Source organism: Methylobacterium sp., from assembly GCF_019745455.1.
Taxonomy (GTDB): Bacteria; Pseudomonadota; Alphaproteobacteria; order Rhizobiales; family Beijerinckiaceae; genus Methylobacterium.
Window position 1 is genome coordinate 66,606 of the sequence record NZ_JAIETD010000013.1, and the last position, 21,824, is coordinate 88,429.

Annotated in this window: 11 protein-coding genes; 4 read left to right on the forward strand and 7 right to left on the reverse strand. The window is 65.4% G+C overall.

Annotation, left to right across the window (positions count from 1 at the left end; all coding sequences use genetic code 11):
• The first annotated feature begins 156 nt into the window (after positions 1-156).
• The 3 genes from K2Y56_RS01800 to glgB all read left to right on the forward strand — a co-directional run bounded on the left by K2Y56_RS01800 (position 157) and on the right by glgB (position 9,259).
• Positions 157-3,537: a maltotransferase domain-containing protein gene (locus K2Y56_RS01800; RefSeq protein ID WP_292504280.1), complete on the forward strand. Its 3,381-nt coding sequence runs from the start codon at positions 157-159 to the stop codon at positions 3,535-3,537.
• 172 nt (positions 3,538-3,709) lie between these two features.
• Positions 3,710-6,967: a maltose alpha-D-glucosyltransferase gene (gene treS, locus K2Y56_RS01805; protein ID WP_292504282.1), complete on the forward strand. Its 3,258-nt coding sequence runs from the start codon at positions 3,710-3,712 to the stop codon at positions 6,965-6,967.
• Positions 6,968-7,105: 138 nt separating this feature from the next.
• Positions 7,106-9,259, forward strand: a complete 2,154-nt coding sequence (glgB, locus tag K2Y56_RS01810; protein WP_292504285.1) for a 1,4-alpha-glucan branching protein GlgB — start codon at positions 7,106-7,108, stop codon at positions 9,257-9,259.
• A gap of 61 nt (positions 9,260-9,320) precedes the next feature.
• Here glgB and glgA read toward each other — a convergent pair whose 3' ends face one another.
• The gene (glgA, locus tag K2Y56_RS01815) at positions 9,321-10,793 is read right to left on the reverse strand and encodes a glycogen synthase GlgA (protein WP_292504397.1); all 1,473 of its coding nucleotides are present in this window, start codon (positions 10,791-10,793) and stop codon (positions 9,321-9,323) included.
• Between the two features lie 522 nt (positions 10,794-11,315).
• On the opposite strand from glgA, the gene K2Y56_RS01820 reads away from it, so the two are divergent.
• The gene (locus K2Y56_RS01820; RefSeq protein ID WP_292504287.1) at positions 11,316-13,853 is read left to right on the forward strand and encodes a glycogen/starch/alpha-glucan phosphorylase; all 2,538 of its coding nucleotides are present in this window, start codon (positions 11,316-11,318) and stop codon (positions 13,851-13,853) included.
• Between the two features lie 75 nt (positions 13,854-13,928).
• Here the strand turns inward: K2Y56_RS01820 and K2Y56_RS01825 are convergent, their stop codons facing one another.
• The 6 genes from K2Y56_RS01825 to K2Y56_RS01850 form a co-directional block, all read right to left on the reverse strand.
• Complete coding sequence (locus tag K2Y56_RS01825; protein ID WP_292504290.1) at positions 13,929-14,876, reverse strand: ferredoxin--NAD(+) reductase; 948 nt, start codon at positions 14,874-14,876, stop codon at positions 13,929-13,931.
• Positions 14,877-14,934: 58 nt separating this feature from the next.
• A complete protein-coding gene (locus K2Y56_RS01830) occupies positions 14,935-15,324 on the reverse strand; it encodes a hypothetical protein (RefSeq protein WP_292504293.1) in 390 nt (129 codons plus the stop codon).
• Positions 15,325-15,407: 83 nt separating this feature from the next.
• Positions 15,408-18,293 carry a sensor domain-containing phosphodiesterase gene (locus K2Y56_RS01835; RefSeq protein WP_292504295.1) on the reverse strand — a complete coding sequence of 962 codons (2,886 nt, stop codon included), beginning with the start codon at positions 18,291-18,293 and terminating at the stop codon, positions 15,408-15,410.
• Positions 18,294-18,517: 224 nt separating this feature from the next.
• Positions 18,518-19,813 (reverse strand): pitrilysin family protein, encoded by a 1,296-nt coding sequence (locus K2Y56_RS01840; RefSeq protein ID WP_292504399.1) that lies wholly within the window; start codon positions 19,811-19,813, stop codon positions 18,518-18,520.
• A gap of 79 nt (positions 19,814-19,892) precedes the next feature.
• Positions 19,893-21,299 carry a threonine synthase gene (thrC, locus tag K2Y56_RS01845; RefSeq protein WP_292504297.1) on the reverse strand — a complete coding sequence of 469 codons (1,407 nt, stop codon included), beginning with the start codon at positions 21,297-21,299 and terminating at the stop codon, positions 19,893-19,895.
• Positions 21,300-21,398: 99 nt separating this feature from the next.
• On the reverse strand, positions 21,399-21,815 hold the full coding sequence (locus K2Y56_RS01850; protein WP_292504299.1) for a DUF4864 domain-containing protein: 417 nt from the start codon (positions 21,813-21,815) through the stop codon (positions 21,399-21,401).
• Positions 21,816-21,824 lie beyond the last annotated feature (9 nt).

Here is a 21,824-nt window from a genome sequence, read left to right on the forward strand (position 1 = left end):
CCTCCCCCCTCCGTGGGGGGCGGGTGCCTCGTGGATGCGAGACGGGAGAGGGGACGACCTCTCCGGATAAGGCGCTCCCCTCTCCCGACCCGCTTCGCGGGCCACCCTCTCCCGCAGAGGGGAGAGGGATTGGTGGCAAGAATGACGAGGGACAGGATGAACGCACAGCCACCCGCCACGACCTCCGTGCAGCAGGCCAAGGCCGGAAGCGTCGCCCTTCCGGCGACCCTGGCGCCACGGGCCGAGGGGCCGCGGATCTACAACCTGTTCCCGCTCCTCGTCGGCCGCGTCTCGGCCTGGACTGCAGAGCTGCCCCGCATCGCCGCCCTCGGGTTCGACTGGATCTACCTCAACCCCTTCCACCAGACCGGCGGCTCGCGCAGCCTCTACGCCGTCTCGGATATCGAGCGCCTCGACGAGCGCTTCCGCGATCATGACGGCACCTCGGACGACGAGCAGATCCGCCGCTTCTGCGCCGCCGCCGAGGCGCATGGCCTCTCGGTGATGACCGACCTCGTCGTCAACCACACCGCCAAGGACGGCCCGCTGGCGCGGGAGCGGCCGGACCTCTTCGTCCTCGACGAACACGGCCAGCCCGAGAGCCCCTATGCCGTCGATCCCGACGACCCGTCGATCCGTACGGTCTGGGGCGATCTCGCCGAGCTCAACTACCATTCCGAGGCCGCCGCTCAGGAACTCACGAAGATCTGGGCAGCCTATATCAACCGCCTGCAGGACCTCGGCGTGCGCGGCTTTCGCTGCGATGCCGCCTACAAGGTGCCGCCCGAGGTCTGGCGCGTGCTGATCCAGTCGGCGAAAGCGCTGGAGCCGGATTGCCTCTTCGCCGCCGAGACGCTGGGCTGCACCTTCGAGGAGGCCCAGGCGACTGCCGGAGCCGGCTTCGATTACCTGTTCAATTCCTTCGCCTGGTGGGACCTGAAGGCACCCTGGGCCCTGGAGCAGTACGAGCGGCTTCGCATCATCGCGCCCTCGATCGCCTTTCCCGAGAACCACGACATGCCGCGGCTCGCGGCGGAGGCCGAGGGGGATGCCGGCGAGATCGCCCGCCACCTGAAGGCCCGCTACGCACTCGCTGCGTTCTTCTCAGCCGGCGTGCTGATGCCGATCGGCTACGAATGGGGCTATTCCCGCGCCCTGCACGTCGTCGAGACGACGCCCGAAAGCCGCGAATCCGAGACCGGTATCGACATCTCCGCCTTCGTTGCAGCGGTCAACGCTCTGCGCGCCGAGCTTCCGGCCGCCAATGTCGAGGGCGCCCAGGCACGCATCTCGGCGCCGGATGCCGACGTCGTGGCGTTGATCCGCTTCGATACCGGCCACGCGGCCTCGGCCCGCCACGCCGTGCTCGTGCTCCACAACCCGACGGCGGCGCCGATCCCCGTCGATGCTACCGCGATCCTTGCCCGTACCGGCGGCATGATCGGCACCTTCATCGACCGCACGCCGGACGCCTCGCCGATCGCCTTCCGCGTCGGCGATGCCGTCACCCTGCAGCCCGGCGAGGTCCGCATCCTCGCCGCCGACCAGCCGAAGGTGACGCGCTGGCCGCGGCCCACCAACCCGGATGGCCGCGGCCGCGTCGTCATCGAGGCGGTCTCGCCGGAGATCGACGGCGGCCGTTCGGCGGTGAAACGCGTGGTCGGCGAGCAGGTCGAGGTGACGGCCGATATCTTCAGCGACGGCCATGACATCATCGACGCCGAGATCCTATCGCGTGCTGCTGGCGAGACCGAGTGGCGCCGCGACCCGATGGTCTTCGTCGACAATGATCGCTGGCGCGGGCATTTCCCGCTGGAGCGCAACGCCCGCCACGTCTTCACCATCGAGGCCTGGCGCGATGCCTTCTCGTCCTGGGTCCGCGACACCCTGAAGAAGCGCGATGCCGGCGTTGATGTCCGTCTCGAGACGATCGAGGGCGTCGCCCTCGTGAAGGCCGCCGCCGGCCTTGCCACGGGCCCCGACGCTACCGCCCTGGCCGACCTCGTCGCTGCACTCGAAGCCGACGAGGCCGGATCGGCGTCGCAGCTCGACCGCATCCTCGCGCCGACGGCTGCCTCCCTGATCCGCCGCAATGCCGAGCGGGTGAACCTGTCGCGCTATCCGGTCGAGATCCCGGTCATCGCCGACCGCCTCGCGGCCCGGTTCTCGGCCTGGTACGAGATCTTCCCGCGCTCGCAATCGGGCGATCCGAACCGCCACGGCACCTTCGACGACGTCATCCGCCGCCTGCCCGAGATCCGCGAGCTCGGCTTCGACGTGCTCTATTTCACGCCGATCCACCCGATCGGGAAGACCAATCGGAAGGGCAAGAACAACACCCTCAAGGCCCAGCCCGGCGATGTCGGCTCGGTCTACGCCGTCGGCTCCGAGGAGGGCGGCCACGAGGCGGTGCATCCCGAACTCGGCACCCTCGACGACTTCTCGCGCCTGGTGGCGGCGAGCCATGCCTACGGCATGGAGATCGCCCTCGATTTCGCGATCCAGTGCTCGCCGGACCACCCCTGGATCAAGAACCACCCGGAATGGTTCGAATGGCGGCCCGACGGGACGTTGAGGTTCGCCGAGAACCCGCCCAAGAAATACGAGGACATCTCCAACGTCCATTTCTACGGCGGCGCGCTGCCCTCGCTCTGGATCGAGCTGCGCGACATCGTGATGGGATGGGCGGAGCGCGGGGTGCGCATCTTCCGCGTCGACAACCCGCACACCAAGCCGATCCCGTTCTGGGAATGGATGATCGCCGCGGTCAACGAGCGCTATCCCGACGTCATCTTCCTCGCCGAGGCTTTCACCAGGCCGAAGATGATGAAGAAGCTCGCCAAGGCCGGCTACCAGCAGAGCTACACCTACTTCACTTGGCGCAACACGAAGCAGGAGCTGATCGAGTACTCGACCGAACTCGCGGGAGAGATGGGGGAGTATTACCGGCCGAATTTCTTCGCCAACACGCCGGATATCAATCCAGTCTATCTTCAGACGAGCGGTCGCGCCGGCTTCATCGTCCGCGCGACGCTGGCGGCGACGCTCTCATCGGTCTACGGCATCTATAACGGCTTCGAACTCTGCGAGGCCGAACCCTATCCGGGCAAGGAAGAGTACCTCAACTCGGAGAAGTACGAGCTCAAGGCCTGGGATTATCACAAGCCCGGCAACATCCGCGAGCACATCATCAAGCTCAACCGCATCCGCCGCGAGAATCCGGCCCTGTGGGACTTCCGGAACGTCGTCTTCACCGGCGCTTACAACGAACAGATCTTGGCCTACGCCAAGGTGACGCCCGAGCGCGACAACTGCGTCTTCGTCCTCGTGAACCTCGATCCGCGCAGCCGCCAGGAATGCACCTACGAGGTACCTCTCTGGCTGCTAGGCCAGCCCGAAGACGGGGCGGTTGAGGTCGAGGACCTGCTTCAGGGCTACAAGTTCGAGCTTCGCGGCAAGTCGCACCGGATCGCCCTCGATCCGGCCGAGCGTTCGACGATCATCTGGCGCTTGCGGGTGCCGCGCCGGGTTGCGTGATGAGGGCGGGCGTGTCAGCAAAAAACATCACGGCCGGGCTGACCGTCGTGTTGTCGCCCAGAAGTTGGAGCCAAAGCTCCGGCCGACGCCCAGCCTCAGCCAAGCCTTTCCCGGCCGCCGGTGCGGATTCGTCCTATCCACCCTTGAACTCGACGCATGAGGCAACGACGCGATGATCGATCGCAGCGATCCGCAATGGTACCGGGACGCCATCATCTACCAGATCCACGTCAAGTCGTTCTTCGACTCGAACAATGACGGGATCGGTGATTTCGAGGGGCTGACGCAGAAGCTCGATTATGTTCGGGACCTCGGCGTCACGGCGATCTGGCTGATGCCGTTCTATCCGTCGCCGCTGCGCGACGATGGCTACGATATCGGCGATTATCGCGAGGTGAACCCGTCCTACGGGACGATGGAGGAGTTCAGGCGGTTCGTCGACGCCGCGCACGAACGCGGACTCCGCGTCATCACCGAACTCGTCATCAATCACACCTCCGACCAGCATCCCTGGTTCCAGGCCGCCCGCGAGGCGCCTCCGGGATCGCCGGAACGAGATTTCTACGTCTGGTCGGATACCGACACGCCCTATTCCGACACGCGCATCATCTTCCTCGACACCGAAGTTTCGAACTGGACCTGGGATCCGGTCGCCAAGCAGTATTTCTGGCACCGCTTCTACAGCCATCAGCCAGACCTGAACTTCGACAACCCGGCCGTGCTCGAGGCCGTCATCGAGGTGATGCGCTACTGGCTCGACATGGGAGTCGACGGCCTGCGTCTCGACGCGATCCCCTACCTGATCGAGCGTGACGGCACGAATTGCGAGAATCTGCCGGAGACCCACACGGTCATCAAGGCGATCCGCGCCGCCCTCGACGTCAGCTATCCTGACCGGATGCTCCTCGCCGAAGCCAACCAATGGCCGGAGGAGACGGCGCAGTATTTCGGCGACGGCGACGAATGCCACATGGCGTTCCACTTCCCGCTGATGCCGCGGATGTACATGGCGATCGCCCGCGAGGACCGGCACCCGATCACCGACATCATGCGCCAGACGCCGGAGATCCCTGAGGGATGCCAGTGGGCGATCTTCCTGCGTAACCACGACGAACTGACGCTCGAGATGGTGACCGCGGAAGAGCGCGATTACCTCTGGTCGTTCTATGCCGCCGAGCGCCGCGCCCGCATCAATCTCGGCATCCGCCGCCGCCTCGCGCCGCTCTTGGAGAACGACCGGCGCAAGATCGAGCTGATGAAGTCCCTCGTCCTGTCGATGCCTGGTACGCCGGTGCTCTACTATGGCGACGAGATCGGCATGGGTGACAACATCTATCTCGGCGACCGCGACGGCGTGCGTACGCCGATGCAATGGACCCCCGACCGGAACGGCGGTTTCTCGCGTGCGAACCCTCAGAGGCTGTTCCTGCCATCGGTGCAGGACCCGATCTACGGCTTCGACGCGATCAACGTCGAGGCACAGACCCAGTCGCAGACGAGCCTTTTGAACTGGACGCGTCGCATGATCGCGATCCGCAACAACAGCGTCGCGCTGGGTCGCGGCGGGATCCAGTTCCTCTATCCGTCGAACCGCAAGGTCCTTGCCTGGATCCGTGAGTTCGAGGGCGAGCGGGTGCTCTGCGTCGCCAACCTGTCGCGGGCACCCCAGGCGGTTCAGCTCGACCTCTCCGAGCTTCGCAGCGCCGTCCCGATCGAACTGACCGGCGGTTCGGAATTCCCACCGATCGGCGACCTGCCGTATCTGCTGACGCTGCCATCCTATGGCTTCTATTGGTTCTCCCTTAGCGCCGCCAATGCGGGCGAGGTCGGTCCGCAGCCGGAGGCTCCCGAGCTCTTCACACTCGTCCTCACCGGCGGGATCGAGACGCTGATGGCAGGGCGCGAGCGGATCGCGTTCGAGCGCACCGTGGCGCCACGTTTCATCAGTACGCGCCGCTGGTTCGGTGCCAAGGGCTCGCGCATCAAGTCCGTGCAGGTGATCGACAGCGTCACGCTGAAGGACGGTGGCGGAGAGGCGAAGTTCCTCCTACCTCGCGTCGCCGTCCATCTCGCCACGGGGGAACGGCAGGATTACTTCGTGCCGGTCGCGGTCGACGAGGGCCGCGAGGACGAGACACTGATGCCCTTCGCCGTGGCGCGCGTCCGGCGCGGTCCGCGCACCGGGCTGCTCTACGGCGCGGCCGCCTCGTCGTCTTTCGCCGTGGCAATCATCGAGGGGATGCGCGCCGGGCTCTCGGTTCCGAGCGAATCGGGGCGGCTTGAGTTCTCGACGACCTCTGCCTTCGACCGCGACGTCGTCGTGGAGGCCGGAGAGGTGCGCCGGCTTTCGGCCGAGCAGAGCAATACCTCCATCGCCATCGGCTCGAAGATGATGCTGAAGCTGCTGCGGCGGCTGCAGACCGGCATCCATCCCGAGATCGAGATCGGCCGCTTCCTGACCGAGACGGCGGGTTTCTCGAACACGCCTGCGCTCCTTGGGATACTCGAGCATGTGGACGCATCCGGCTCCCGCACGGCACTGGCCGTTCTCCAGAGGTTCGTCCCCAATCAGGGTGATGCCTGGACCCTGATGCTGGAGGGCTTGCGGCGCGACTTCGACACGGTGGTGCTCGCCCCCGAGAGCGAAGCGCCGACCGCCGAAGAGGCTTTCGGAGATCATCTGCGCTGGGCCGAGTTGCTCGGACGCCGCACGGCCGAGATGCACAAGGCGTTCGCGATCGAGACGGAGGATGCGGCCTTCGCCGCAGAGCCCTTCACTCATGACGACCTGCGGGCGCTCGGCGACGACACACGTCTCCAGGGCGAGCGCGCCTTCCGTGGGCTGGAAGCCCTGGCGGGGCGCCAGTCGAATGCTGCGAGCACGGAGCTGTTCGGCCGCCGTCGCGAGGTCGAGGATGCGATCGAGACACTGGTCGCGACGGTACCCAAGGGTGCGATGAAGACCCGTATCCATGGGGATTACCATCTCGGCCAGGTGCTGGCTTCGGAAGGCGATCTCGTCATCGTCGATTTCGAGGGCGAGCCGTCGCGGCCGGCCGACGAGCGGAGAGCGAAGGCGACGCCCCTGCGCGACGTCGCCGGCATGCTGCGGTCCTTCGCCTACGGGGCAGAAACGGTCACCCGCGAGATCACCGGACGCTTCGCGGATTCGCATTCACGTGCGCGCCGTGCCGCTTCGGATTGGCGCGGCATGATCGATGCTGCGTTCCTGGAGGGATATCGGGCGGCAGTCTCGGAGAGCCGGGCCGCCGTGACCGATGAGGGGACTGAAGGTCGGCTGCTGAAGCTCTGTCTGCTGACCAAGGCCCTCTACGAGGTCGATTACGAAGCCAACAACCGTCCCGACTGGATCGAAATCCCCGCCCGGGGGGTTCTGACCATTCTGGACGACATCAAGAGAGGCATATGAATGACGGTGGCCGACGAGACGTTTGCGAATCAGACGGGGCATTCTTCCCATACAGATGGGGCCTCGGACGTAACGCCTGTCGGCACGTCGTCGGCGCCTGTTCCTAAGACCGTGGGTCCCGATGCGATCGCGGCGATCATGTCAGCCAGTCACGGCGATCCCTTCGCCGTGCTGGGCCCGCACGAGGTCGGCTCCGGCATCTGGGAGGTTCGAGCCGTACTGCCCGAGGCGAAATCGGCGACCCTCCTCGTCGGTGGTGGACGCGTGCCGTTCGAGCGGCGCCACGCCGATGGATTCTACGTCGCGCGCGTCGAGAGTCAGGGGCGGCCACTCTATGAGATCGCCTACCAGACCTGGGACGGTACTGAGCATCATCGGCACGATCCCTACGGCTTCGGCTCGTCCCTGAACCAGACCGATGTCGACGCCCTGCGCGAGGTCGGCACCAATGTCACCTATCGCCTCCTTGGCGCTCAGGCGAAGACCGTCGACGGCATCGACGGATTCCGCTTCGCCGTCTGGGCGCCCAATGCCCGCCGGGTCAGCATCGTCGGCGACTTCAACGAATGGGATGGCCGCCGTCATCCCATGCGCCTCTGGCAGAATGGCGGGATCTGGGAGCTGTTCGTTCCCGGCCTGAAGGCCGGAGTTCATTACAAGTACGAACTGACCGGGCCCGACGGCACGTTGCTTCCGTTGAAGGCGGATCCTGTCGCTTTTGCCGCACAGCAGCCGCCGGAGACCGCCTCTGTCCTTCAGGGCACCAACGATCCTGCCTGGAGCGACGATAAATGGATGGCGACGCGTGGGGCCAAGGACCCTCGCCACATCCCGATCTCGATCTACGAGGTTCATCTCGGCTCCTGGGCTCGCGTAGCCGAAGAGGGCAATCGCTACCTCACCTATCGAGAGCTCGGCGAACGCCTTATTCCTTACGTCAAGGAGATGGGCTTCACCCATATCGAGATGCTGCCGATCACGGAGTTCCCGTTCGACGGCTCATGGGGTTATCAGCCCGTCTCGCTGTTCGCCCCGACGAGCCGCTTCGGCACGCCGGACGATTTCGCCGCCTTCGTCGATGAAGCCCACAAGGCCGGCATCGGCGTGATGCTCGATTGGGTGCCCGGCCACTTTCCCCTCGATGCCCATGGCCTTGGCCAGTTCGACGGGACGCATCTTTATGAACATGCCGACCCTCGCCAGGGCTTCCACCAGGATTGGGGAACCTACATCTATAATTTCGGGCGCACGGAAGTAGCGACCTTCCTCGCCGCCAATGCCCGGTTCTGGCTCGAACACTATCACCTCGACGGCCTGCGCGTGGATGCGGTGGCATCGATGCTCTACCTTGACTACTCGCGCCGACAGGGCGAGTGGATCCCGAACCAGTACGGCGGCAACGAGAATCTCGACGCGATCAATTTCCTGCGCAAGACCAACGAGGCGACATACACCCACGCGCCCGGCACGATCACGGTCGCGGAGGAGTCGACCTCATGGCCGGGCGTCTCGCACCCGACTTATACGGGCGGCCTCGGCTTCGGCTTCAAGTGGAACATGGGGTGGATGCACGACACCCTGAACTTCGTCTCGAAGGAGACGATCCACCGCCGCTACCACCACCACGACCTCACCTTCGGCCTGCTCTACGCCTTCTCGGAGAACTTCATCCTGCCGCTCTCACACGATGAGGTCGTACACGGGAAAGGCTCGCTCCTCGGCAAGATGCCGGGCGACCGCTGGCAGAAATTCGCAAACCTGCGGGCCTATTTCGGTTTCATGTGGGGGCATCCGGGCAAGAAGCTGCTCTTCATGGGTGGCGAGTTCGGACAGGAGCGGGAGTGGAACCACAACCAGAGTCTCGACTGGCATCTGCTCGGCGACGGCCTCCATGCCGGCGTGAAGGATCTGGTACGGGACCTCAACCACCTCTACCTCTCGACTCCGGCTCTCCATGCTCGAGATACGGAAGCGGCCGGTTTCCAGTGGCTCGTCGCCGACGACCAGGACAACAGCGTCATTGCCTGGGCGCGCAAGGGCCGCGAGTCGGGCGAGGTGGCGGTGGTCGTGTCGAACTTCACGCCGGTGCCGCGGCATGGCTACCGTATCGGGGTTCCCGAAGGTGGGTTCTACCGCGAGGCGATAAATAGTGATGCCGAACGTTACGGCGGTTCCAACGTCGGCAACTTGGGCGGCCTGCATGCAGAGCCTGTCGAGAGTCACGGGCAGCCCTATTCGGTGGTGCTGACCGCGCCGCCGCTCGCGACGACGATCTTCGTTCGCGAGGGGTAAAAATCCGGGATCGCTGACGAGCGTGATGCTTGAGAGTTCGAGAAGGGCCGCATTCGGCCCTTCATCTGACTAGCTGAGTCCGGAATGGTGTGCCGTTGCCGATGGTCCGGCCGTAGAGATCCGAATAATTCGCTGCAGAGCCATCCCAGCCGAAGCTACGGGACATGGCCTTGCGTCGCATTGCGTTGAGCCGCTTCTTCTGGCCGAAGGTCTCGAAAGCACGGCGGATCGCATTGCCAAAGCCACGCGGCGAGGCTTCGCTGAAGGTGAAGCCCGTCACGCCATCCTCGACCGTATCGGCGAGGCCACCTGTACGACGGACGATGGGGAGCGAGCCGAAGCGCTGGGCGTACATTTGGGCAAGGCCACAGGGTTCGAAGCGCGAAGGCATCAGCAGGAAGTCGCTGCCAGCGAACATGCGCCGTGCCTCCTTCTCCTCGAACCCCACATGGACGCCGACGGCGGAGGGGTGGCGTCTGGCGAGGTCGCGCAAGGCTCCCTCGAACCGGGTCTCGCCCTGACCGATCACTACGAGCTGGCCGCCCTGAGCGACAATGGTCTCGGCAGCGGCGATGCTGAGGTCGATTCCCTTCTGGTGGACGAGACGCGAGACGATGGCGAAGAGCGGCCCCCGCGAGACGGCGAGCCCGAACTGACGCCGGACCATCTCTGCATTGGCGCGCTTGCCCTTCCAATCATCCGGCTCGAAGCGGGTCGCGAGGTGCGGATCGGTACGCGGATCCCAAGTCTCGTCGATGCCGTTGAGGATACCGGCAAGCCTACCCTGGCTCGCGCGCGTGCGCAGCAGCCCGTCGAGGCCGCAGCCGTGCTCGGCCGTCATGATCTCGCTAGCGTAGGTCTCGCTCACCGTGGTGACGTGGGAAGCGTAGAAAATGCCGGCCTTGAGAAAGGACAGTTTCCCGTAGAACTCCACGCCGTCCATCTGGAAGGCATCGTCTGGCACGCCGAGACGGCCGAGGGCTTCTGCCGAGAACAGGCCTTGGTAGGCGAGGTTGTGGATCGTCAGCACGGTCGGGATGCGCTGACCAGTCCAGGCCAGGTAGGCCGGCGCAAGTGCTGTCTGCCAGTCGTTGAGGTGCAGCAAGTCCGCCGACCAGGATGGGTCGAGCCCGCGGGCGATCTCAGCCGCGGCGAGGCTCATTCTGGCGAAGCGCAGATCGTTGTCGGCGAAATCGCCAGCAGCGTCGCCATATGGGCTGCCGTCGCGCTGATAGAGATCGGTACTGAGGAGGACGTAGACCGACAGGCCATCGCTGGTCTCGACGAGGCCGAGCTCACAGGGCGGAAGGCCGGCATGACCGGGAATCTGGGCGACCACCGGGATATGGTCGAAGTGCTCGACGACTTGGCGATAGCCAGGGATCAGGACGCGAACGTCGTAGTGGCGCCGCAAGGCCCGTGGAAGCGAACCCGCGACCTCACCGAGGCCGCCGGTCTTCACGAAATCCGCCATCTCGGGCGTGACGTAGAGGATGCGCGTGCGAAATGATCTCGAGGGCGAGGTGTCGGCCATCGCCGGATGAGGCAGACTCGCCGAAGCATGACTGCGGCTGGCCACGGACTGAGACGGCTCGGCGCGATCCATCGACGGTGTCCCGCTTCCATCGTCCAGATGAGGCTCGTCGGTGCCGGCTGACACCACTTCCATCATCGGGGCCGAACCGGGGGTTCGCCCGGCCCGCTGCAATGCACAATCCAAGCCATGACCCTGGTAAATGGCCAGTTAATTTGCTGCGCTGCGATGCCGGTACGGACTGATCCGGACCGTAGAGTCTTTCCCGCCGCCTCCGGCAACTGAGGCGGGCATGGTCATAGTTCGGTCAGCGTCCTCGCCAATAACCTGTGTTGTCGGGACGTTGTCCATGGAAGGCATGGTGTTTGCAGCGAGGGAACCGAGGCCGCCGTCATCCCGACACGGCGATCACCCGGACCCACCATGCCGGCGCAAGCGTCCAAGGGCATAAGATCGCCAAAAGAGGCGGTCCTGCCGCGGATCGCCGAGCGCATTCCGGCGGCGACGAGGGGGAAACTAGACGTGCTGAACGATGTCCTGACCATACCGAAGCGCGAGCGGGGTGCGTCTGAAACGAGCGCAGAACCGATCCATGGCATGCCTGCGGCGCCAGCCTGGGCACAACCGGCCAGAAGCGTGTCCGGCGATCCGGTTATCGATATGCGCGAAGCCATCGTCGCCAAGCTCGCTTATGCGATCGGCAAGACCCCGCAGATCGCCCGCGAGCGCGACTGGTTCGCCGCAACGGCTCTGGTTCTTCGCGACCGGATCGTCGATGCCTGCATGACGTCCGAGAGCGAGAACGTTCCGAACAAGCGGGTCTATTATCTCTCCCTCGAATTCCTCATCGGACGCCTGATGTCCGATGCCATGAACAATCTCGGCCTGGTCGAGACGACTCGAGCGGCGCTCGCCGACCTCGGCATCTCCCTCGACACCGTAGAGGGCGCGGAGCCTGACGCTGCGCTCGGAAATGGAGGCCTCGGACGCCTCGCAGCCTGTTTCATGGAAAGCATGGCGAGCCTGTCGATCCCGGCGATCGGCTACGGCATCCGCTACGATCATGGACTATTCCGGCAATCCCTGGAGGATGGCTGGCAGAAGGAGGCACCGGAGACCTGGCTCGCCGAGGGTAATCCCTGGGAGTTCGCGCGGCCGGACGCCACCTATCGGATCGGTTTTGGCGGCCATGTCACCATGTCGTCGGTGACGGAAGGGATCATCCGGCGCCACTGGCAGCCGACCGAGACGGTGCTAGCCGTCGCTCACGATGTTCCGGTGGTCGGGTGGCGCGGTCGCCACGTGAACACCCTGCGCCTTTGGAAGGCGGAAGCCGAATCGCCGATCGAACTGGCGCGCTTCAACGGCGGCGATCATGTCGGCGCGGTCTCGGACCGCTCTCGGGTGGAGGCGATCTCGCGTGTGCTCTATCCGAGCGACTCCTCCGATGCCGGCCAGGAACTGCGCCTGCGCCAGGAGTATTTCTTCACCTCGGCCTCGCTCCAGGATCTCGTGCGGCGCCACGTCGCCGAGCGCGGAGACCTGCGGTCGCTGCCGGATCACGCGGCCATCCAGCTCAACGACACCCACCCGGCCATAGCTGTTCCCGAGCTGATGCGGCTCCTCCTGGAGGATCACGGCTTCAACTGGGAGGATGCCTGGCATATCACGACCAACACGCTCGGCTACACCAACCATACCCTGCTGCCGGAAGCCCTGGAGACCTGGCCCGTGGGCCTGATGGAGCGGCTGCTGCCGCGCCACATGCAGATCATCTACCTGATCAACTGGATGCATCTGGAGGAGCAGGGGCGCCACGGCCATTCGGATGCGGCTCACCTCGCGTCGGTCTCCCTGATCGAGGAGTCGCACGGCAAGCGCGTTCGGATGGGCCATCTCGCCTTCCTCGGCGCTCGCCGCGTCAACGGCGTGTCGGCGCTCCACACCGACCTGATGCGCTCGACGGTGTTCAAGGACCTGCACGCGCTCGACACCGATAAGATCGTCAACAAGACCAACGGCATCACATTCCGGCGTTGGCTGCACAACGCCAACCCGGAACTCACCAAACTCGCGGTCGAAGTTGCCGGGGAGCGGGTTCTCGATGATCCGAGCGCCCTTCTCGATCTCGCCGGCCACGCTGAGGACAAGACCTTCCAGGCTCGATACGCCGCCATGCGACTCGCCCGCAAGGAGGCCCTGGCCAAGGTCGTCGCGAACCGGACCGGGATCATCGTCGATCCGACCGCCTTGTTCGACGTGCAGATCAAGCGCATCCACGAGTACAAGCGCCAGCTCCTGAACGTGATCGAGACGGTTGCGCTCTACCAGGCGATCAAGGCCGACCCGAACAAGGAATGGACCCCAAGGGTCAAGATGTTCGGCGGCAAGGCGGCTCCGAGCTATGTCCAGGCCAAGCTCATCATCAAGCTCGCCTGCGACGTCGCCAAGGTCGTCAACGACGATCCCGACGTGGCCGGACGGCTCAAGGTCGCGTTTCTGCCGAACTACTCGGTGAGCCTCGCCGAGGCGATCATCCCGGCCTCCGATCTGTCCGAGCAGATCTCGACGGCGGGGATGGAGGCTTCCGGAACCGGCAACATGAAGCTCGCCCTCAACGGCGCTCTCACGATAGGCACCCTCGACGGCGCCAACATCGAGATCCGCGACCATGTCGGACCGGAGAACATCTTCATCTTCGGCCTGGACGCTGCCGGAGTCGCAGAACGGATGACGGAGGTCGGGTATCCGTCGAAGGCAATCGCCGCATCGCCGCGTCTCGCCGCGGCGCTCGACCTCATCGGATCAGGCGGGTTCTCGCCAGACGACCGCAGCCGCTTCCGGCCGCTCGTCGACGACCTGCGCCACCACGACCGCTACCTGCTCACCGTGGACTTCGACGATTACTGGCGCGCACAGCGCGAGATCGACGCTGCCTGGGGCAACCCGAAGGCATGGTGGAGATCGGCGATCCTCAACACGGCCCGCATGGCATGGTTCTCGTCGGACCGCTCGATGCGCGAATATGCCGAGGAGATCTGGCGGGTGAAGGTGGCCTGAAGCCGAAGAGACCGGTACGAGAAAAAATCCCCGGCGCAGCGATGCGCCGGGGATTCTTCTGTTCTGGGTCGCCGATCAGCCGGCCGGATCGAGAAGGGCGGGATAACAGCGGGCGCCGGCCGAGGCGGCGAGGACCTCCACGGCGCCCACTGTGGACGCATCGCCGACGACATGGACCACGTCGGTGGTCCGGAGAGAGGGAAGGTGGGCCGTCAGCGGTCCGGGCCTCACATCAGGCGGCCTCTGTCGCGAGCGATCCGCCACGAGGACGATCCGATTGATGCCTGTCGCGCGCAGCCAATCGAGGGACGGGCGCATGTAGAGATCGAGGGGATCGCGTGCCCCCGCGATCAGGACCACCTCACGGGCCGGCTCGATGTAACGAGCGGCCCGTGCGATCGCCCAGATCGGTGCGAAGCCGGTCTCGGCCGCGACGAGGACAAGGCGGCCGCCGCCGGGGCGATAGAAGCCGCGTCCGATCGGTCCCTTGACCTTGACTTCCGTCCCGAGCGCGACGGTCTCACCCAAGGCGCCGGCAAGAACGGTCCGGTCGTTCTTCAAAGGCAGATGAAACACGAGCTCGTTCAGTTCCGCGGCGCCGTCGATCCGGAGGGTCGGGCTCAGCGTCAGCGGCTCGTAGCCGTCGACCGTCACCACGACCTGATGGCCCGGCTCGAACGCGAGTCGCCGCGAGACGGTCACCACCATCTCGATGACGTGAGGGCCGAGGGCTCGAATGTCGGTGATCGTGCCGGTTCGGCGCGTGGGCAGAGACGCTTTGGCCGCTTCTGAGGGAACGAGAGCGAGAGGCTGCGGCAGGAGCGGCGCCAGTGCCTCGGACCTGAACCTCCGTGCCTGCGGACGGCGCGAGAGCGGGGCGAGGGCCTGCCCGAACGATGCGACGCCTTGAAGCCCATTCCCGGAGCCGATCATGCCTTCGGCCATCGCTGCCTCGACCGGCGTATCGCCGGTCGAGATACGGACGGCCTTGCCGTTGACGACGAGCGAACAGCGGGCGCTCATGGTCTGCTCCCAGGCAAGTGGATGGAGGAGAGATCCGGCCGGTCAGGCGCGGACGGGCTCAACGCGGCTGACGAAGCAGTTGATCGACGAGGATCGCCCAACGGTCGCGCACCTGCCTGACGTCTTCGACGGTGCCGTGCCCGGCCTGACCGAGCTGTGAGCGAAGCTCGGCATTCTCGCTGCGCTGGGCCTTCAGCACGGCCTTCATCAACGTCATCTCGGTCTTGAGGCGCAGAAGGTCCGGCGAAGGCTCCTCGTCAGCGTCGATCGGGTCCAGCTCCGAAGGGGAGGGCGGAACGAGGGTGAGCCTGGCGGCTGGCGGCTGGTCGTGGGCCCTGCGCAGCGGGCTCGCCACCAGCCGCCGAACGATGTCGGATTCGGTGTCCGCCTGCTTCTGCCACGCCACCTGCGCCATCGCCTTCGTCCCTTGTCCAACATCCCTCGGCATCACGCCGCCGCTCGGATCACGGGGCTACGATGCAAGATCATGGTTAAGGGAAGTTTAAATACATCCAACGGTTTGCGGATGTCTTACGCCGCCTCCGGCGCTGCTCCGACGAGTTGGCGCGCCTGAAGCATCGACATCGGCTCGCCGAATGCGAAGCCCTGCGCGTACTCGCAGCCCAGATCGGCCAGAGCCTGGGCATCGGCCTCGGATTCCGCGCCTTCCGCCACAATGGCGAGTCCGAGTTCCTGGGCCATCTTCACGATCGACCGCAGGATGACGGTCTGACCCGTGGCGATCTGGCGGACGAAGGACTGATCGATCTTGATCGTGTCGAAGGGGAAGCGCTGGAGGTAGGAGAGTGCCGAGTAACCGGTCCCGAAATCGTCGAGGGACAGGCCGGCGCCGAGATCGTGGATCCGCGTCAGCATCTGCGCGGCATATTCGGGGTTCTCCATCACCAGGCTCTCGGTGAGTTCAAGCTTGAGCGAGCCCGGCAGGACGCCGGAGCGCGCCAGAACCGTCTTCACGTCATGCAGCAGATCGTGGCGCAGGAGCTGACGTGAGGACACGTTGACGGAGGCGAAGATCGGCGGCTCGACATCGAGGGATCGCTGCCAGGCGGCGAGCTCGATCGCGGTTCGCTCCAGCACGAAGATGCCGAGATTGACGATGAACCCGGTCTCCTCGGCAATGGGAATGAACTTGACCGGGGGGATGCGCCCGAGCTTCGGGTGGTCCCACCGCAGCAGGGCCTCGAAACCGGCCACAGTCCGGTCCTCCAGCCGTACGATCGGCTGGAACAGCACCTTCATCTCGTTGCGTTCGAGGGAACGGCGCAGGTCGCTTTCCAGCATCAGGCGGTCGCTGCGCTCGTTGCGCATGTTGGCACGGAACACCTCCGAGCGGTCACCGCCCTGGCGCTTGGCCTGGATCATCGCGATCTCGGCGTTCTTGAAGACCTCCTCGCGCTTAAGGTTCGCGCCGGATTCGTGCAGCGCGATGCCGACGGAGACCGTCAGGAACAGTTCGCGCTCGGCATAGGTGATCGGCGTTGCAATCGCTTTCCGGATCATCTCGGCGAAGGCGATGATCCTGTCGGGCTCACGTTCGGAGAGCAGGATCAGGCCGAACTCGTCTCCGGCGATGCGGGCGAGGGTGTCCTGCGGTCGCAGAAGACGGCCGAGGCGGCGCGACAGGGTCAGGAGAATCGAGTCGCCGGCCGACAGGCCGATGGCATCGTTGACGGTCTTGAACCGATCGAGGTCGAGGACGATCGTCGTCGGCTTGAGGCGCGGGTCCTGGCTGGCGAAGGCGAGGGCCGCATCGAGACGATCGTAGAAGAGCTCGCGGTTCGGCAAGCCGGTCAGGCTGTCGTGGACCGCATCGTGGAGCAGACGCTCCTCGGCGGATTTGACCTCGGTGACGTCGGCGATCGTGCCGACGATCCTGGCCACCTCGCCATCGATGCCGATGACCGGCCGGGCCTTGAGGCGATACCAGTGATAGGCGCCGACCTGCGAGCGGAGGCGGAAATCGTGGAGGATGCGGCCGCGCCGTTCCTCGATCACGGTGTCCAGGGCGGCGGAATACCGCTCCACGTCGAACGGGTGGAGGAGGGCGAGCCAGTTCGCGGCCGGTCCTTCGAGAGCGCCGCGCTTGAGACCGAGTTGGCCTTCGATCTCCTGTCCGGCAAAGACACGGTCTCCCGGCACATCCCAATCGAAGACGACGTCGCCCGACCCGGTCAGCGCCAGCGCCCGGCGCTCGGTATCGGAGACGAGGGCATGGGTGAGGCCGCCGCCCGCGAAGGCGTGCTGCATCACCGTGAAGCCGATCAGCATGACGATGAGGACGAGGCCGCCGATCAGGGCGGGCTGGACCAGATCGCTTCCGATCTGACCGGTGATGGCGAAGCCCGCAGCCACCACCCACACCATCAGGAGGGCCCAGGTCGGCACCAGCAGGATGGCCCGGTCGTAGCCGTTATGTGCCGCCAGATAGACGATCAGCAGGAGCCCGACGGCGGCGACCGCGGCGATCGAGATCCGCGCGACTCCCGCAGCCACCGGCGGGTCGAACACGGCAAGTCCGACGAGGCCGGCCAGAAAGGCGAGCCAGAAGAACGCGACGTGGCTGTAGCGAACGTGCCACCGGCTGAGGTTGAGATAGGCGAACAGGAAGACGAGGAGCGTCGCCCCCAGGATCGCTTCGGCAGAGGCGCGATAGACCCTTTCGGCTACCTCGGTGAGCGGGAAGATCCGCTGCAGGAAGCCGAAATCGATGCAGGCATAGGCGAGCACCGACCAGGCGAGCGCCGCAGAGGCGGGGAAGATGATTGCTCCCTTCACCACGAAGATGATGGTGAGGAACAGGGCCAGGAGCCCGGCGATTCCGATAATGATGCCCTTGTAGAGCGTCAGGCCGGTGGACTTCTTGCGATAGGCCTCCTGGTCCCAGAGGTAGACCTGGGGAATGTTGGGGCCACGCAACTCAGCCACGAAGGTTACGGTCGCGCCGGGGTCGACGGTGATCATGAACTGATCGGCTTCGGGATTGTCCTCGCGCTCAGGGCGGATGCCCTGGCTCGCCGTGATAGCGGCGATGCGAGATCCACCGAGATCCGGCCAGACCACCCCGGAGCCGACGAGCCGGAAATGCGGCGCGACCAGGAGCCGGTCGATCTGTTCGTCGGTATCGTTTGTGAGAGCGAACACCATCCAGTCGGGGCGGGCGCCGGTGTCGCGCGCCTTCACCACGATGCGGCGGACGATGCCGTCCTTGCCCGGAGCGGTCGAGATCTGGATGAGGTCGCCGTCCGAGCGGTAACGCTCGATCATCGACGTCAGGTCGATGGCCGGCGCATCGAGGGTAAGACGCACGGCTTCCACGGCCCAGGTATCCCGGCTCGTCGCCAGGACAGAGAGGATGGCCGTTACGAGCACGGCCAGGGCGAGGAAGGCTTTACGCAACGGGCGGGTTTTCCGGCCGGAGTGGGTGTCCCGGCATCTACGGCTTAGGTTGCCCCGAGTCGTATCGATGGGGCGTTGGGCGAGCAAGGCGCAGTGCAGCGTCCAGTCCGACCACCCACCGTTTCGTGAGCGCCCGACACGGTTCGATCGCGCTCCTTTGCGGCTAAAACAAGCCGCGTCGGCCTCGCCTGACTCGGTCATCGTTGACGATGCCGTTGGATCGCTCAAGCGGCCTGAAGGGCCTGCCTCACATGCTCCAACGTGGGGAGTTTCTTGATGGGTCCGATCGCCGAAAGCGTCGGTGCGCCCTGAAGGAGCCGCCGCCCGGCCGCGCGCACATCCTCGACGGTGATCGCGTCGACCTTGGCGATGACATCCGCTGCCGGAATAACCTTACCCCAGGCCAGAAGCTGACGGGCATTGCGTTCGATGCGGCCGCCCGGCGTCTCCAACGCTGAGAGGAGCGAGACCTTGAGCTGTGCCTTTGCGCGGACGATCTCGACCGTGTCGATATCGGATACGGCCTTCACTGTCTCCGACAGGGTGACATCGACGAGTTGCGCGAGGTCGGCGCCGGATGTGCCCGCCCCGATTCCGAACAGGCCGCAATCCGAGAACGGCCAGTGGAAGGACTGGATCTCGTAGGCCAGCCCACGGGTCTCGCGGACCTCGTGCCAGAGCCGTGAAGTCAATCCCCCTCCGAGGATTTGCGCGAACATGTGGAGGGCGTAGTAGCCGTCGTCGCGGAATGACAGACCGGGCAGGCCGATGACGACGTTGGCCTGTTCGAGCTTCTTCGAGAGGCGTCGCTCGCCGCCGCGATAGATTCCCGGCACGGCCTCCGGTGCCTTGGCTGCCTTCATGCTCCCGAAGTGGCGCTCGGCCGCCTCGACGATCGCGTCGTGGGCAACGGCGCCCGCCGCCGCGACGACGATCCGTTCAGGCGTGTATTCGCGCTCGAGATAGGCCGAGATGGCGTTCCGGTCGAAGCTCTTGATGGTGGCTGGGGTGCCGATGATCGGACGGCCGATCGGCTGCTCCGGGAAGGCGGCCTCGGTGAAGGCTTCGTAGACGACGTCGTCGGGCGTATCCTCGATTGCTGCGTATTCCTGCAGAATGACGCCCTTCTCGCGGGCGAGCTCGCCCGGATCGAACAGCGAGTTCGTCAGGATGTCGCCGAGGACGTCGAAGGCGACGCCGACATCCTCGCCGAGGACGCGGGCACTGTAGCTGGTGCCTTCCGCGCTCGTGGCCGCGTTGATGTCGCCACCGACATCCTCGATCTCCTCGGCGATGCGGCGGGCCGAACGGGTCGCGGTGCCTTTGAACGCCATGTGCTCGATGAGGTGGCTAAGGCCGTGCTCGTCCGAGCGTTCATGGCGAGAGCCGGCTCCGACCCAGACGCCGAGCGTCGCCGTCGCAACCCCCGGCATCGCCTCGGTGACTACCGTCAGGCCGTTGTCGAGCCGTGTCACCTTGAGATCGGGTGAGGCACCGTGCGTGGCGAAATGCTGGTTCATACGGTTGAACATTCCTCATCGAAGAGGTGGTCACAGGCTGCGGACACACTGGCGGTGCGTCGGCTCGGAGCGGGGAAGGTCAGTTGGTGATCCGAGCGCGCTCACGGATGAACCGCTCCACCGCCGCCTGATCATTTGGCAAGCGCGAAAACAGTTCCTTGCGGTCCATCAGGTCGGCGAGGTGGGGCGGAAGGGACGGGCGCGGGCCCTTAATCGCTTGCGAGACCGCATCCGGGAACTTCGCCGGGTGAGCAGTGGCGAGGGCGACCACAGGCGTATGCGGATCACGCTCCAGCAGACGCCGGGCGGCATTGACGCCGATCGCGGTGTGAGGATCGAGGACATGTCCCGTCTGAGCATGGGTCTGGGCGATCTCGGCCATCACGGCTTCTTCGGGAACGGCCGTGGCGTCGAACTCATCGCGAACGCTAGCAAGGACCGAGGGATCGAGGCTGAAGCCGCCCGATTGCTTGAGGCCGGCCATGAGGCGACCGAGGCTCGATGAATCCCGGCCCAGGGCCTCGAACAGCAGCCGCTCGAAGTTCGACGAGATCTGGATGTCCATCGACGGCGACGTCGTCGGCTGGACGCCGCGGACCTCGTAGGCACCGTGTTCGAGGGTGCGGGCAAGGATGTCGTTGGCATTGGTGCCGATCATCAGCCGATCGATCGGCAGGCCCATGCGCTTGGCGACCCAGCCAGCGAGAATGTCGCCGAAATTGCCGGTGGGAACCGCGAAGGAGACTGGGCGATGGGGACTGCCGAGTGCCACCGCGCTGGTGAAGTAATAGACCGACTGCGCGGCCACGCGCGCCCAGTTGATGGAATTCACGCCCGACAGGCGGACCTCGTCGGCAAAATCGCCGTGCTGGAACAGGGCTTTGACGATGTTCTGGCAATCGTCGAAATTGCCGTCGATGGCGATGGCATGGACGTTCGCGGCACCCACAGTCGTCATCTGCCTGCGCTGCACGTCGGACACGCGGCCTTGCGGGTAGAGGATGAAGATGTCGACCTGGTCGAGCCCGCGGAAAGCCTCAACGGCAGCGCTGCCGGTATCGCCCGAGGTCGCGCCGACGATGGTCGCGCGGGAGCCACGAGTGCGCAGGACATGGTCCATCAGCCGCCCGAGAAGCTGCATCGCCACGTCCTTGAACGCGAGCGTCGGGCCATGGAAGAGTTCGAGCAGGAAGAGGTTGTCGTCGAGCTGCACCAGGGGGCAGACCGCCGGGTGGCGGAAGGTGGCGTAGGATTCCTCGATCATCCCGTCGAGCGCCACCTCCGCGATCTCGCCGTCGATCAGGGGGCGCAGAACGAGTTTTGCGGCGTCGGCGTAGCGGACGCCCGCCAATCCGGCGATGGCCTCGAGCGAGATCTGCGGCCAGGATTCCGGCACGTAGAGGCCGCCGTCGCGGGCAAGGCCCGCGAGCAAAGCATCGGAAAAGTTGAGTGGCGCCGCAGCGCCGCGGGTCGAGACGTGTAGCAAAGGGGCCTCCGGGAAGGGGCTCCGTCTACACGATGTCAGCGGGCGTGTCGAAAAGCTGAATGGCTTGAACGCCAGAAAGGTACATCGCCCTATCGCCAGTCACGCCGCGCTGCCAGGCGCCTTCACCAGCTTGCAGCCGTTGATCCGCCACGCTCCGTCTGACTGCTTCTCCAGGCTGTAGAGCGCCATCCAATCGACGCCCTCCTCGTCCTGAAGGGACACGCCGAGTGCCATGCCGTCTTCGCCTGCAGGCTCGATACGATCGACGCTGAAGCGGCGCGCCCGATAGACTGGCTTATAGCCGCTCCGCACCATGGCGATGAAGCTGTCGGGCGAGGGAAACATGCTTTGAATCGCGGGAGCGGCCTGAGCGTAAGCGGTGGCCGCATCGTCCTTGCGGAATGCCTCGATTTGGCGTTCCACGGTAGCCCGAGCCTGGGACTGGGCAGCTTCGTCGGCGGCGAATGTCGGCCCGCTCAGGAAGGCGAGCACGAATAAAGCGAGAACGGCGCGCATGACACCCTC